Raw genomic sequence first — 14,204 nt, forward strand, 5'->3', positions numbered from 1 at the left:
TCCTTAAAGACGCCACGTCAGGCGCATGCCCACTTCGCGCGGCGGACTGTATACGGTCACAAAGCCATTCTGATAACCAACGGCGTCATACTTTTTATTGGCGGCATTGTTGACGTAGGCTGCCACTTCCCAATTCTTGCCGGCATAGCCGGCCGTCAGATTGATCAGTCCGTAGCCATTGCGCTTGTATTTATTGGCTGCATCCAAATACACTTTGCCGGTGCCCACAACTTGCGCCTGCGCGTACCAGCCTTTTGAAGAGGTATAGCGTACGCCGGCATGGCCGCTCAGGTCAGGTGCAAAGGGATTACGTTTGCCCGAATAATCGGCCATGCCATCCTGAAAGCGTTCAAAGCGGGTGTGATTCCAGGCCAGGCCCGCATTGACGCGCCAACCCGGTGCCAGCATGTAGTCAAAATCCAGCTCAATCCCTTTGGCGTTTGCAGCGGCAGCGCTGGTGATATACATCATGCCGGCAGTGGGCATTTGCATCACCTGCATGTCACGCACGGTCATGTAATAGGCTGCGATTGAATAGCGTCCGCGGCGGTTATCGAACGAACCCTTGAGCCCGGTCTCGTACGAGAGGGTTTTCTCCGGACTGTACGGCATAAAGTTGGCCGCAGGAGACACCACATTAAAGCCGCCGGTACGTATCCCCTTGGCAACGCTGATATACCATTGGTGGTCTGGCGTCATCTGATACTGCAATGCCAGCTTGGGAGAGAAATGTGTCCAGCCCTCGCTCATTTTCTGCTTGTCGTCAGGGGCAATTGAAACGTTGTTGCGCTCAATGCGCCCTCCCAGCGATACGGTCCACGCATCCGAAAGCGGGACGTTCCAATGCGTAAACAAGGCCAGCGAGCTGCCTTTTTGACCGACTTGCAGATGGCTGCTGCCCATCATCGTTTTTGAAATATTGACCAGGTCATTGTCCTGCTTGTCCGCATACACGCCGACCAGCCAGTCTGCCTTGCCCGCCTTGCCTTCGATCCGCAGTTCCTGCGACAGATTGCGAAAGTGATGATCACGCCCAACATGAAGAACGTCCATGGGCATGAAGTCTGTGTCCTGCTGGACGCGATCCCGATAGTCGTTATAGGCGGTGATGGAGCGCAGCGTAAGCCCAGAGGCAAATTGATGCGAGGCGCTCAGCGAGAAAGTCTGGCCGACAGATTTGTTCCATCCCGCTGTTCCAGATGCCACTTCGTTGCGTTCGGCGCTGGGGCTGCCCCATAGGGCCGAACCATCATGAAACTCTTGCCGGGCATAACGCAAGACCACGTCGGTGGCCGGTGTCGGCGTCCAGCGCAGGCCGATGTTCAGGTTGCCGCGTTCGCGCCTGTCGTCTTTTTTTCCCGTATGGGAATTATTAATAAAGCCGTGCTGGCTGGACCAGCTACCGGAAATGGAACCATACAGGGTATCTTGTGTAATCGGCTGGCTTAGCGAAAAACTGCCCGCACGCTTGGCGCGGCTTCCAAATTCACCGGATATCGCAGCTCTTGGAGTATTGTCCATGGGCTGGGTGTGAATGGATACCACACCGGCCTCGGCATTGCGTCCATACAAGGTCGATTGCGGGCCTCGCAGCACCTCAATGCGATCCAGGTCCAAAAAACTGTTTTCGAATCCCTGGGCCGTCAACGTGGGCACGCCATCGACCAGCATCAATACCGACGTAGACGAAGTATTAAAGTTTGCGGTTACGCCGCGCATGACCGGCGAGTTCAGGCCCGACTGACCGAAGGGCTGAAAGGAAAGACCGGGCATGCGGCCCTCTAGCTGCTCCATGCGCTGGATGCCTGTCTGCTCGATGTCCAGGCCGTCGATGACCGCAATACTTGCGGGCACCTGTTCCAGCAGACGGCTGGTTTTTTCTGCCGTTACCGTAATGGGGGCCAATTCCGTGGTCTGTTGCTGATGGGAGGGTGGCACACTCTGCGCCAGCGCCGGCACCGGTAATGTCCAAGCCGCGCAAATCGCTAACGCCGGCCAGGCGGCTTCACAATAGGAAGATCGGATTTTTCTCATCAATGACACCTACAAATCTATACGCATTGCCGACGCGGCAAGAATATAAGATTGTAGATTTCAAGTGATAATGAGTCTTATTTAAAGCGTATGAATTCTGGAGTAATTTATATGAAAGTCGTCATACCGGTAAAAGCGGGAACATAATCTGCTGGATTGGGTTGCTGCTGGATATCAAGCCGGGTCAACGGAAAAGGTAGCATGCCGCGTTTATACTCCAGTATTCAATTTGCAAACCGGTATTTCGTCGTGAAGAAACATCAATCGTTTTCAGCACAGTCGCCTTGTCCTTGCGGCAGTTCAGCAAGCTATGAAAGCTGCTGCCAGCGCTGGCACCACGGCGCGCTTCGCCTTCTGGCGCCCGATGCGCAAACCCTTATGCGCAGTCGATACAGCGCCTTTGTGCTGGACGAGCTCGATTATCTGCTCGATACCTGGCACAGCAGCACCCGGCCAGCCTCGCTGGAACCGAATGCGCCGGGGACAAAATGGCTGGGACTGGATGTACGGCGCCATATGCTGCAGGACAATGATCATGCCACGGTAGAGTTTGTCGCCCGATTCCGCCAGAACGGGCGCGCAAGCCGACAACATGAGATCAGCCGGTTTGTGCGGGAAGACGGACGGTGGTTTTATGTAGACGGGCAGGTCTAATCACCGGCTAACATATTGCGAAGATCAATATCCTTTGCCGCCAGACATTGACCTGCGACATGCCAGCTTGTCGACTTCGACTTTGGGCAAAGCAGAATGTGCGAATTCTGGGTATGTTTGCCACCCTGGAAAATATTCACAACGGGATACTCTTTAAGCCCCGCGATATGCCTGGCTACAGTTGGCGCGATAGCGCCCGTCGCCGACCAGTATAAATGAAGGGTTACCCGATTGCCATTCATGCAAAATGCGTGAGTCAACCCGCCAAAACACATGCAGATTTACCTGGGTCTGTTGGAAAATGGCGCTATAGCAAATCATTTGCCAAAAAGCGTTGCCCGGCGTGCCGGAACTTTTCTTGTTATTGCATTTTCTTGTTATTGGGTTCTGTTTTATTAACGCGTTTGCTGCCCGTATGCGTGCTCGTGCCTGACCAGACGACGCACGCCGCCGATAAACTGTTTTTCCAGAGTGCTAGGCGGCCCCTGTTCGCGGTAGATGGCGACCAGCTCGAGCGTGATGGGCGGGTCAAAATGAATGTATCGGGATTGATCCTCCAGGACGAACTTTGCCGTAAATTCATCGACAATCGCAAGCCGATCTTCATACTCAGCGATGGCGGCAGCTACGTAATACGTTTCGACCTTGACTTGATTGGTAAATTGATTGGGGACAGCCATGGATTCTATGATGCGCGTCACCGGATCACCCTCAGAGTAGGTGATCAATTTGCTGAAATCGACCTGGCGCGGGTCTTTTATGTGCCCGCTCTGCGGACCGGCAAGCACCATGTTCACTTTCGCAATGGTGGAGACCATGCAGTCCGGATAGTCGTTCGGCTTGAAAGTGAACGCGATATTGATTTCGCGTGAACGCAACTTGCGGATCAGCTCCGATTCATGTCCCGTGGTTATTTCAATGTTGATATCCGGATATCTTTGCCGAATAAGCGACACGGCTCGCGGCATCAGGTGCAGGCCAAGGCTGGGCAGGCAGCCCAGTTTGAGCGAGCCTGCCGGATGCTGGTGAATATTGGTCGCCAATGACCGGATATGCTCCAGCAGATGCATCATTTTTTCAATATCGGGGGCGAGCGACTGCGCCTCTGGCGTCAGTTTGAGCCGACCCTTTACCCGTTCAAAAAGCTGGAAACCCAGCTGTAGCTCAGCATGCCCCAGGGTTTTGCTGACTGCGGATTGTGAAATATTCAACAGGCGAGCCGCCCGGCTGACCGAGCCAGTGGTGCGTATGGCATGAAAAATTTCGATATGTCTGAGTTTCACCTGCGCTCCAGGGTATGAGTTTTATTCATGGATGATATAACTTTTTTCCTTTGCATGCTATTGCTATTGCCTGCACAATAGCCTGCAAAGAGCAGCATCTTCCCTATTTGCCATTTTTAGGTGTGTCACCCGGAGAGCCGTTATGATCAGATTTCGTTCCCTATTGAAAATGGGCATTGTCTTTGCCTGTGCGATGAATGTCGCCCACGCTGCGGCGGACCAGTTCCGCCTGGGCCTGTCAAAGGATCTGCTCACGCTCGATCCGATTGCCTCTAGCGACAACCCGTCTATCTGGACGCAATTGCTGATTTACGATCAACTGGTGCGGCCCTCTGCCGATGGTACAGAAATAGTGGCCGGTCTGGCCGACCAGTGGGAAATCAGTCCGGATGGCAAAACCTACACATTTCATTTGCGGGAAAACGCCAAATTCAGTGATGGCCAGGCGGTAACGGCCGACGATGTGATTTTTTCCCTGAAGCGGGCTGCCGGAGAAACATCCGGCTGGGCCCGATTTTTCAAGCCCATTACCGGCTATGAAAAAGTTGACGACAGAACAGTAAAATTGAGTCTGGATGCGCCTTTTACGCCGATGCTAAATAACCTGGCGTTGTTTTCCGCATCCATATTGCCCGCAGCGCTACTGCAGAGCAAGGGCGAGGATTTTTTCAAGGCCCCCGTCGGCAGCGGGCCTTTCTCGCTCAAGGCCTGGGACAAGGGGCAACGCGTTTCCCTGGATAAAAACCCGAACTACTGGCAAGAGGGCAAGCCCGCTGTGGAGCACGCCACCCTGGAAATTATCGGCGACGATAATGCGCGCATTCTGAAACTGAAAGCCAACGAGCTGGATGCAGCCATGGATATTCCCTTTAACCAGGTGGCCATGCTGCAGAACGACCCCAATATCAAGACAGCCGTGGCCAAGGTGTTTCGCACCGACCTGGTGCAGCTCAATACCAGCAAAAAGCCATTTGATGACATTCGTGTTCGCCAGGCCTTGAACTACGCGGTCAATAAGCAAACGATTATTCAGGGGGTATTGAAGGGAAATGGCGAGCCGGCTTCGTCCTCTTTGCCCATCATGGCGCATCACAATACTGATATCCAGCCGTACCCCTATGATGTGGCCAAAGCTAAGCAATTGCTTGCTGAAGCCGGGCTGGCTGATGGTTTCAAGGCGACGCTGCTTGTACCATCGGGCAACGTTACTTCGCGGCAGGTGGGACAGGTGATCCAGAATGCCCTGAGCAAGATCGGCGTGACGATTCAGCTGCAAACCATCGAGAGCGGTTCTCAGTTTACGACGACCAAAGCCGGCAATTATGAAATGTCGCTTGCCTATACGACCAGCGATACGATTGACCCTGACCAATTGATCGGCTTTACCGCCGTCAATCCCGAGCGGGCCAATGCCATGCATACGAACTGGAAAAGCGATCGGGTCAACGAATTATATGCGCAAGAGCGCCAGACCCCTGAAGGCGCCGAACGCGGACGCATGTTCCAGGAGATCGAGGCGATCATTAATAAAGAAGTGCCGTTCATTTTCCTGTACCACCAGGGTGTGCCTTACGCCTACCGTTCTAATGTCGAAGGGTTCCAGGTGCTTCCCACATCAAACTACCGGCTTGAAGAGGTCCGGGTGAAGTAAGCGAAACAAATCTAGGGTGAGCAGATCCCGGTAGAGTAAGCAATACGAACCCAGGGCTGAACAGGTCCGGGTAGAGTAAGCAAAACGATTCCAAGATTGAACAGGAGTGGCTTGTGATTTTGCGTTTTATTGTCTTGCGGTTGGTGCAGTTAATCCCGGTGTTGCTGGGCATCACCATCCTGGCTTTTCTGCTTTTGCGGGTGATGCCCGGAGACCCGGCAACGCTGTTGCTGGGTAGCCGTGGCACCGCCGAAGATATAGCGCAATTGCAACGGCAGCTCGGTCTGGATAAGCCGTTGATAATCCAGTATTTTCAGTTTTTGGTCAATTGCCTGAAGGGCGATTTTGGCACGTCTATCGCTTTCAAGTCATCTGTGGGACCATTGATTTTTGAGCGTCTGTGGGTCACGCTCGCGCTGGTCGGCTATAGCACCGTTATTGCGATTGTGTTGACCATACCACTGGCTTTCCTGGCTGCGCTGCGCAAGAACTCGCCGACCGACAACCTGATCAAGTTTTTGTTCATTTGCTTTATGTCTATGCCGGCCTTCTGGCTTGGCATTTTGCTTGTGCTGGTATTCTCGGTCTATATCCCGATCTTTCCGGTGTCGGGCTTAAATAGTGGATTTTCTGGTCTTTTGCACTCGCTGTTTCTCCCTGCCTTGGTGATTGCATTGAGTACGGCGGCGCTAACGGTTCGCTCCCTCAGAAGTTCGATTATTGCGGTTCTCAATGCCGACTACATTGATACTGCCTACGCCAAAGGCATGAGCCGCATGCAGATTTTGCGGCGTCATGTCTTTCGCAACTCGCTGCTCTCGACAATCTCGGTGCTCGGAGTGCATACCAGTTGGGTGATCGGCGGCACAGTTGTGATTGAAGCCGTGTTTGCGCTGCCGGGCCTGGGCGGGCTGATGGTTTCGTCCATTGCTGCACGGGATTATCCCATGGTGCAGGGGCTGACGGTGACCTTTGCAGTACTGGTAGTTCTGATCAACCTGGCGGCAGATCTGGCTTATGTCGCGGCCGACCCAAGGGTGGAACTATCATGAACGCAATATTGAGTGGCTGGCGCAGTAGCAGGCTGGCGCAGAATTATTCTTTGTGGGCCGGTCTTGCCCTGTTCATTTTCCTGATCCTGGTCACTTACGTGGTTCCAGCGGTATTCAAGATTGACACGTCTGAAATCAATTTTGATAGCAGCCTGCAGGGCCCGACATTGCAATATCTGTTCGGCACCGACGACTTGGGTCGGCCGGTGTTTTGGCGGGCAATTGAAGCGCTCAAGACAGATCTTGAGATTGTTGCGGTTTGCGTGTTAATTCCATTTGTGACTGGCTCGCTGATCGGGCTGGTTTCAGGCTATGTTGGCGGCTGGTTTGATACGCTGATCATGCGCATTGTAGATATTGTGTGGGCTTTCCCGTTTTATGTGCTGGTTATCGCGATTGTCGGCTCGCTTGGCCCTAGTACTCAGAACATGTACCTGGCCTTTACGCTGGTAGTCTGGATTTCTTTTGCGCGGATTGTGCGCGGCGAAGTGCTGCTGGTCAAGACCACAGAATATGTTCAGTCGGCCAGGGTAATGGGATACAGCCACTTGCGAATACTGTTCCTGCACATTCTTCCCAATGTTATTACGCCTGCTATTGTGTTCATGATGGCCGATGTTGTCCTGACGATTCTGGCGGTAACCTCCCTGGGGTTTCTGGGCCTGGGGATCCAGCCGCCCACACCGGAGCTGGGCGTCATGATTGCCGAAGGCCGCAACTACATATTCGATGCGTGGTGGATTTCTGTGTTTCCCGGCATCATGATCATTTATATCGGCGTGACGTTTTCCCTGCTGGGCGACGGCATCGATAATCAGCTCAGGGTGAAATTATGAATGCGGCAGCAGAGCAGGTGCTGCAGGTGGAGAACCTGCATGCGGGCTTTGGCCAGCGTGGCCGAGCACAAATGGCTATTGAAGGAGTGACATTCCAGGTAAAAAAGGGCCGGGTGTTCGGGCTGGTCGGAGAGTCCGGATGCGGCAAAAGTACCACCTGTCGTTCGATTATTCGCTTGTTCGGCGGCTCGCCGTTTGTGATTGAACAAGGGCGTATTCTCTTTGACGGCAAAGATCTGGCAGCCATGGACGACCAGCAATTGGCAGGCATTCGGGGTCGAAAGATCTCCATGATTTTCCAGGATCCCATGACAGCGCTGAACCCGACAATGCGGGTGGGCGATCAGGTGGCCGAAATTGTACGGCGCAATCATGTCGGCCTGTCATCGACCCAGGTCCGCGAAAAAGTGGTGGGGCTGTTGCGGGAAGTGGGCATTACCTCGCCCGAGCGTCGTTTCAGTGCCTGGCCGCATGAGTTAAGCGGTGGCCTGCGCCAGCGGGTGCTGATTGCCATGGCCCTGTCCTGTGCGCCACAGTTGCTTATTGCCGATGAGCCCACGACGGCGCTGGATGTGACGATTCAGGCGCAGGTCCTGCGGCTGCTGCACGATCTGCGTGAACGCATAGGCATGTCGGTCCTGTTGGTCACGCATGATCTGGGCGTTGTGGCCCAGCATTGTGACGATATGGCGGTAATGTACGCAGGGAAGATTGTGGAAAGCGGTAGTGTGGCCGAGATTTTCGCCAATCCACGCCATCCCTATACCCGTGCGCTTCTTAATGCGCTGCCGGCGCATGTTGATCCCGAGCATAAGCTGGAGCCCATTCCGGGCGAACCTCCGGCCGCCGGACAGTATCCGGCGGGATGCCGTTTCCATCCCCGTTGCAGGTTTGCGATTGACCGATGTCATAACGAGATTCCTGATAATGAACAACTGACCCGCGAGCATGCGTGCGCCTGTCATCGCAAGGAGGAAATATTGTGGTAACTCAATCACAGTCTCCGATTCTGCTGACCGTGGACAAGCTGGAAAAGCGTTACGGCGGCAATCGCCGGCTTGGCGATTGGCTTGGCGGCAAATCGACAACAGCGCTGCAGGCCCTCAAGGGCGTATCGCTACAGGTGAGTCAGGGCGAGATCGTCGGCGTGGTCGGAGAGTCCGGTTGTGGCAAAAGTACATTGGGAAAATGCATCGTCGGCTTGCAACCGCCATCGGGCGGGACGGTAACCTGGTCTGATGGCAGGCCAATGCACGCGTTTTCGCGATTCGAGCGCAGCACCAAAATCCAGATGGTGTTCCAGGATCCCTACTCGTCGCTCAATCCCCGGTTTACGATCGGGCGTCTGCTTAAAGAGGCGCTGGCCACGCATAAAGCGGCGCACGATAAAAGCCCATTGAACACCGAGGTTGATCGCCTGCTGGGCATTGTCGGCTTGCCGCAGTCGCTGAAGCAGAAATTTCCACACGCTCTCAGTGGCGGTCAGCGCCAGCGCGTGTCTATTGCGCGGGCGCTCGCGGTCAGGCCGCAACTGGTGATTGCGGACGAACCGGTTTCTGCGCTGGATGCTTCTGTACAGGCGCAGATTATCAATTTGTTCGAGGATATCAGGCAACAATTGGGGGTGGCTTTCCTGTTTGTGGCCCATGATCTGAACGTGGTCAAACGCGTGAGCGACCGTGTCCTGGTCATGTACCTGGGCCAGATCGTAGAGGAAGGGACAAAAGAGGATATCTTTTCCACGCCCCGGCATCCGTATACGCGGGCGTTGCTTTCCGCCATTCCGGTTGCCGACCCGTCAATCAAGACCCCGTCCTCCATCCTGGAGGGTGAATTGCCCGATCCGCATGAGACTATTGCTGGCTGCGCGTTTTCCAGTCGTTGTCCTTATGTAATACCGGCTTGCGGGCAAAGCCATCCGGACTTGACGCCCGTCTCGGGCACGCACCGCGCCAGATGCATAAGATTGGCGCAAATCTAGGAAATTCTTTATGTATTACCATCAGACAGAACGATCAATGCAAATCGGACAACAACTGCTGTCGTCTGCCCGGCAGATCTTTGTGCCGCTTGGCCATGATGTGGCCGATTCGGGCCTGACGTTGCATTTGTTTCCGCGGTCGGATCCGGGCCAGCAGGCCAGCGGAAGTCTGGAAGGGTTTTCATGGCAGGGGCAACGGCATTTTTACCCGGCCAGCGTTGTCAAGGTGGCGTACCTGGCGGCAGCGCAGGCGGCGTTGCGTGACGGTAAAATAACGCCGCATCCTGAATTGAATCGCGCTATCACGGACATGATTATGTGGTCTAGCAATAATGCGACCAATTATGTGATTGACTTGTTGACCGGAACTACCGGAGACACGCTATTGCCGGATGCGGAGATGGCGCAATGGATAGCGCAGCGCCAGGGCGTGAATCGGTTTTTTGCAGAATTGGGCTGGCCCGAGGCCCGGGAAATGAATATCTGCCAGAAGTTGATGGATGATGATCGCTACGGCAGGGAAAAACGGTTTGTCACACTGGATGGAAAGAATAATCACAACTGCCTTAGTAGCGATTTTGTGGCACGCCTGCTTAGTGAAATTTGTACCGGCAGGTTCCTGGATTCCGCGACAAGCCTGGCGGCAGCGCAGTTCCTGAAACGATCTCTGGCAGAGAACTTCAAAAGCCTTCCGCATTCTCAGGTAAACGGTTTTCTGGGAGAGCGTTTGCCTGAGAATCTGCAATACTATTCCAAGGCGGGGTGGAACGGCTGGACCGGCGATGCGCTCTCCAGTTACAACCGGCACGACAGTGCCCACTTTCTGTTGTCGCAAGCTCAATGCAATGCCTACGGCGCCATCACGATTGTGGTTTTTTCCCATGGCAAGGCGGTGTCGGAAGACATCTTGTTTCTGCCGCAGATCGGCCAGGCGCTAATGCAGATACTTGCGCAGTATTGACAGATTAATCAGGATGCCCGGCTTGTCAAGCACCATTGGGCGGCGGCCTGCGGCGTCCGTGTTCTAGGACGCTTCCACTGCGATGGCTTTTGCGCCGTTATGCGCGCTGGTTGAGTCAGCGCTCTGCGGTGTTTTTCGCATCAGGTTTCAAAATCGCTCTCCAGCGGGCAATTTCACTATTGATCAGGTCGCGAAACGCTTCGGGTGACGAAACTTGGACTTCGCCGTCAATAACGGCCAGTCGTCTGCCGACTTCGGGATCGGCAAGGCTTTTTTTGAGCGCGCTGTTTATTTTCACAACAATGTCCGACGGTGTGCCTGCAGGCGCAAGAATCCCCCACCATACCAGAGCCTCGAAGTCTTTCAGACCCTGCTCTGCGATTGTTGGTGTATCGGGCGCCGACTGCAGCCGCTGGCTCCCGGAAGTTCCCAGTAGTTTGACGCGCTTGTTATCCAGTTGTCCCTTGATTTGGGACAGTCCGGTGAATGTCATATCGACATGTCCGCTTGCGACGTCCAACAAGGCCGGCCCGGCTCCGCGATAGGGCACTTTCAGCAAATTCAGTTGTGTGGCCACACGGAACAGCTCAGCAGCCAGATCGCTGGCTGAGCCAGCGCCCGACGTGGCAATTGTCAATTGCCTGGGATCCTTTTTGGCGTTGGAAAGCAGCGTCTGAATATCGTCGGCTTCCAGGCTCGAGCGCGCCGCCAGCCCCATGGCATAGGTAATAACCAGTCCGACGGGCATGAAATCCTCCGGCGTTCTATAGGGCAGTGAGGGCAGCAGCGTGGGATTGGTCGCAAAGCTGGGACTGACGATAAGCAAGGTATAGCCATCAGGTGCCGCTTTGGCCACAGCTTCAGTGCCGATCACGGTGTTGCCGCCGCCGCGGTTATCAACAATCACGGGCTGCCTGACCTCGGCGGAAAACTTGTCCGCCCAGGCACGCACAATAAAGTCGCCGCCCCCGCCGGCAGCAAAGGGCACGATGATACGTATTGGTTTATTGGGGTAGTCGCTCGCGCTTGCGGCATAACCGGCCGTGGTCAGGAGCGAAGTTGCCAGTAGTACTGCCTTTAATAGGTGTTTCATCATGTCTCTCCATTGCATAGTTTGCATTTGTCATTTTTTGTAGAGTGATCAAACCTCAAGGATCCAGCTGTATACTATTGTGCACTAAGGTGTATTTAAAGTAAACTACATATACTCTCCCACGTTCGGGGTACTGGTAATGAAAAGTCCGATTGACGTTCTGCGCAGCTTTCCCCCTCACGGCGGGACGCTACACGAGGCATTTTCAAGTCGTTGCCAAAACAGGCAAGACGACACTTTTATTATCCAGTCGGAAGTATCGCTTACCTGGAGACAATTTCGCGAGCGTTATGACAGGCTTGCGCGCGTGCTAAAAGGGCGGGGCATTGGCCCAGGCGACCGCGTGGCTGTCGTGGGGCGCAATGACATATCCCATCTACTGGCGTTGTTTGCGCTGGCTCGCCTTGGCGCGACCATGGTGCCGGTCAACCCGGATTACAGCATCCGCGAATTAACTTATGCCTTGAACCATGCCGACGTTAAAGCCATCATCGCGCAGGCCGAACTGCTTAAACCTATTGAGCAGGCTACGCAAGCCATGGCGCAAAAGCCATGGGCCTTGCTGTGGGGTCAAAAATTGCCTGACGATGCCTCTCTTGAGCAAGCCATCGATAATGCACCTGACATTGTGCTTGGAGAAAATGGTAGCGCCTCTGATACCTGCGTCATCATTTATACCTCGGGCACGACGGGGTATCCGAAGGGCGTGATGCACAGTCAGCGAAATTTCCTGCTGGCCGGCGAGGCGAATGTGGCGCGTCTGCATATGCAGACGGACGACCGGGTGATGATCATTCTTCCTTTTTTCCACATCAATGCGCTGTTCTATTCTGTAGGCGGTGTGCTGGCTGCGGGGGCCAGCATGATTATCGAGCCGCGGTTCTCGGCGACGCGCTTCTGGGATACGGCTGCTGAACACGGAGCTACCATTGTCAATATTATCGAAGCGATTGGCACCATTCTGTGTGCGCGTTCTCGGTCTGAGTTCCGCTCCGATCACCAGCTTCGCGTTGTATATGGCGTACGCAAGAAGGCCGCTGACGTGTTCCGGGAGCAATTTGGTATTGACGATTTATTCTCGGGCTTTGGCATGACGGAGATCCCGGGCGTGACCTGCAACCCTTACGGGCAGCCGAACAAGCCCGGCAGCATGGGCATCATTGGCACCCATCCGGATCCGGCCATGCAATGGGCACAATGCAGGGTCGTGAATGATGACGGTTGTGATGTCGAGACGAATCAGGTTGGCGAGCTATGGGTGAAGTCGCCCATTGTGATGCAAGGCTATTTCCGAGACCCCGATCAGACGCAGCAAGCCTTTCATGACGGTTGGCTCAAGACCGGCGATCTGGTGCGGCGAGATGCCGACGGGTTTTATTTTCACGTTTCCCGCAAGAAAGACATTATCCGGCGGCGCGGTGAAAATATCGCGGCGGCTGAACTTGAAATGGTGATTGGCGAACATCCGAAAGTTTTTCAGGTTGCCGCCCTGGGCGTGCCTTCCGACATGGGCGAGGACGATATCTTTGTGGCCGTTGTTGCCAGGCCGGGCGAGGTGCTGAGCGAATCTGACGTGGCGGCATGGTGTGCGGATCGACTGGCCGCCATCAAAATGCCGCGTTATGTGGCTTTGCTGGATGCATTGCCCCTGACTCCGACTCATAAAATTGCCAAAGCCGTTTTGCGCGATGATGCCCAAATACGCGCCAGGGCAGTGGATTTGCAAGGGTAAAGCGGTGTGCGCGACACGCTTTTGTTTGAATGGAATTGCCAGCAGGGCATAGTACGCCTGACTAATCTATTAGCGCAAAGGACGACGAGGTATGGCTAAACGTAAACAACTTAGAACCGATATCAGTTGGAGCACCGAAGACACTATCACCATCAAGGGCCTGGACCTGTGCAGGGACATCATGGGCAAGGTTTCGTTGGGCGATATGGCTTTTCTGGAGTTAACCGATCGCCTGCCCAACGAACGCGAATCCAGGGTATTTAACGCTCTGGCTGTCATTTTGGTGGAGCACGGCATGACGCCCAGCGCCATCGTGACCCGCATGACCATTTGCGGTGCCCCCGAAGCGATGCAGGCTGCAGTCGCTGCTGGCCTGAACGGGCTTGGCAGTGTTTTTGTGGGCAGCATGGAAAATGCGGCCTGTCTTTTGCAAACCGCATTGCCGGATCCTAGTGCAACGGTGGATACTTCTGCACTTGCCCGGCAAATTGTTGCGCAACAAATGCGTGATGGAAAATCCATTCCGGGGATTGGTCATCATATTCATAAACCGGTGGATCCACGTGCGCCGCGCCTGTTTGAAATTGCCGAAGACAACGGCTTTTCAGGCCCGTATGTGGCGCTAATGAATGCGGTAGCCGATGAAGCCGGCAGGCAACGGGGCAAGAGCCTGCCAGTGAATGCCACCGGCGCGATCGCGGCAGTCGCCAGTGAGCTGAAAATCCCGTGGGACATTGTCCGGGGGATCGGCGTGATGGCACGTGCGATCGGCCTGGTGGCGCATGTCCTGGAAGAATTGCGCGATCCCATGGCGCGGGAAATCAAGGCCATGGTCGAAGAGCAGGCGACTGCACATCATCGATGACCCATGACTGGATTGCATACCTGTCCGCCATGGGCCGCCATGTAGATTTTTCACGGAAGCGC

The 14,204-nt window shown here is 54.7% G+C and carries 12 protein-coding genes; 9 read left to right on the forward strand and 3 right to left on the reverse strand.

Annotation, left to right across the window (positions count from 1 at the left end; translation table 11 throughout):
* Positions 1-3: 3 nt before the first annotated feature.
* On the reverse strand, positions 4-2,034 hold the full coding sequence (locus INT32_RS14985) for a TonB-dependent receptor (protein WP_100699312.1): 2,031 nt from the start codon (positions 2,032-2,034) through the stop codon (positions 4-6).
* A 249-nt stretch (positions 2,035-2,283) separates the two neighbouring features.
* Here INT32_RS14985 and INT32_RS14990 point away from each other — a divergent pair, with 249 nt between their 5' ends.
* Positions 2,284-2,688, forward strand: a complete 405-nt coding sequence (locus INT32_RS14990; protein ID WP_100699519.1) for a YchJ family protein — start codon at positions 2,284-2,286, stop codon at positions 2,686-2,688.
* A gap of 395 nt (positions 2,689-3,083) precedes the next feature.
* Here INT32_RS14990 and INT32_RS14995 read toward each other — a convergent pair whose 3' ends face one another.
* Positions 3,084-3,971, reverse strand: a complete 888-nt coding sequence (locus tag INT32_RS14995) for a LysR family transcriptional regulator (RefSeq protein ID WP_100699310.1) — start codon at positions 3,969-3,971, stop codon at positions 3,084-3,086.
* Positions 3,972-4,113: 142 nt separating this feature from the next.
* On the opposite strand from INT32_RS14995, the gene INT32_RS15000 reads away from it, so the two are divergent.
* The 6 genes from INT32_RS15000 to INT32_RS15025 all read left to right on the forward strand — a co-directional run bounded on the left by INT32_RS15000 (position 4,114) and on the right by INT32_RS15025 (position 10,452).
* Positions 4,114-5,622 (forward strand): ABC transporter substrate-binding protein, encoded by a 1,509-nt coding sequence (locus tag INT32_RS15000; protein ID WP_100699309.1) that lies wholly within the window; start codon positions 4,114-4,116, stop codon positions 5,620-5,622.
* Positions 5,623-5,735: 113 nt separating this feature from the next.
* Complete coding sequence (locus INT32_RS15005) at positions 5,736-6,674, forward strand: ABC transporter permease (RefSeq protein ID WP_193089531.1); 939 nt, start codon at positions 5,736-5,738, stop codon at positions 6,672-6,674.
* Complete coding sequence (locus INT32_RS15010) at positions 6,671-7,510, forward strand: ABC transporter permease (protein ID WP_100699307.1); 840 nt, start codon at positions 6,671-6,673, stop codon at positions 7,508-7,510. The genes INT32_RS15005 and INT32_RS15010 overlap by 4 nt, the downstream gene beginning before the upstream one ends.
* Positions 7,507-8,499: an ABC transporter ATP-binding protein gene (locus INT32_RS15015; RefSeq protein WP_100699306.1), complete on the forward strand. Its 993-nt coding sequence runs from the start codon at positions 7,507-7,509 to the stop codon at positions 8,497-8,499. Before INT32_RS15010 ends, INT32_RS15015 begins: the two co-directional genes overlap by 4 nt.
* Positions 8,493-9,491 (forward strand): ABC transporter ATP-binding protein, encoded by a 999-nt coding sequence (locus INT32_RS15020; RefSeq protein ID WP_193089532.1) that lies wholly within the window; start codon positions 8,493-8,495, stop codon positions 9,489-9,491. Before INT32_RS15015 ends, INT32_RS15020 begins: the two co-directional genes overlap by 7 nt.
* Positions 9,492-9,501: 10 nt before the next feature.
* Positions 9,502-10,452, forward strand: a complete 951-nt coding sequence (locus INT32_RS15025; protein ID WP_100699304.1) for a serine hydrolase — start codon at positions 9,502-9,504, stop codon at positions 10,450-10,452.
* A gap of 115 nt (positions 10,453-10,567) precedes the next feature.
* On the opposite strand, the gene INT32_RS15030 is transcribed toward INT32_RS15025, so the two are convergent.
* The gene (locus tag INT32_RS15030) at positions 10,568-11,548 is read right to left on the reverse strand and encodes a tripartite tricarboxylate transporter substrate binding protein (RefSeq protein ID WP_226817090.1); all 981 of its coding nucleotides are present in this window, start codon (positions 11,546-11,548) and stop codon (positions 10,568-10,570) included.
* 136 nt (positions 11,549-11,684) lie between these two features.
* On the opposite strand from INT32_RS15030, the gene INT32_RS15035 reads away from it, so the two are divergent.
* Positions 11,685-13,277, forward strand: coding sequence for a class I adenylate-forming enzyme family protein (locus INT32_RS15035; RefSeq protein WP_193089534.1), 1,593 nt, complete (start codon positions 11,685-11,687; stop codon positions 13,275-13,277).
* A gap of 91 nt (positions 13,278-13,368) precedes the next feature.
* A complete protein-coding gene (locus tag INT32_RS15040; protein ID WP_193089535.1) occupies positions 13,369-14,142 on the forward strand; it encodes a citryl-CoA lyase in 774 nt (257 codons plus the stop codon).
* Positions 14,143-14,204 lie beyond the last annotated feature (62 nt).

The organism is Advenella sp. FME57 (assembly GCF_014897675.1).
In the GTDB taxonomy this organism is placed as follows: domain Bacteria; phylum Pseudomonadota; class Gammaproteobacteria; order Burkholderiales; family Burkholderiaceae_B; genus Advenella.

Bases quoted from the DNA above. Each gene is read 5' to 3' on its own strand.
- INT32_RS15030 (WP_226817090.1), bottom strand. From the start codon at position 11,548: ATGATGAAACACCTATTAAAGGCAGTACTACTGGCAACTTCGCTCCTG.
- INT32_RS15035 (WP_193089534.1), top strand. From the start codon at position 11,685: ATGAAAAGTCCGATTGACGTTCTGCGCAGCTTTCCCCCTCACGGCGGG.
- INT32_RS14985 (WP_100699312.1), bottom strand. From the start codon at position 2,034: ATGAGAAAAATCCGATCTTCCTATTGTGAAGCCGCCTGGCCGGCGTTA.
- INT32_RS15040 (WP_193089535.1), top strand. From the start codon at position 13,369: ATGGCTAAACGTAAACAACTTAGAACCGATATCAGTTGGAGCACCGAA.
- INT32_RS15010 (WP_100699307.1), top strand. From the start codon at position 6,671: ATGAACGCAATATTGAGTGGCTGGCGCAGTAGCAGGCTGGCGCAGAAT.
- INT32_RS15000 (WP_100699309.1), top strand. From the start codon at position 4,114: ATGATCAGATTTCGTTCCCTATTGAAAATGGGCATTGTCTTTGCCTGT.
- INT32_RS15025 (WP_100699304.1), top strand. From the start codon at position 9,502: ATGTATTACCATCAGACAGAACGATCAATGCAAATCGGACAACAACTG.
- INT32_RS15015 (WP_100699306.1), top strand. From the start codon at position 7,507: ATGAATGCGGCAGCAGAGCAGGTGCTGCAGGTGGAGAACCTGCATGCG.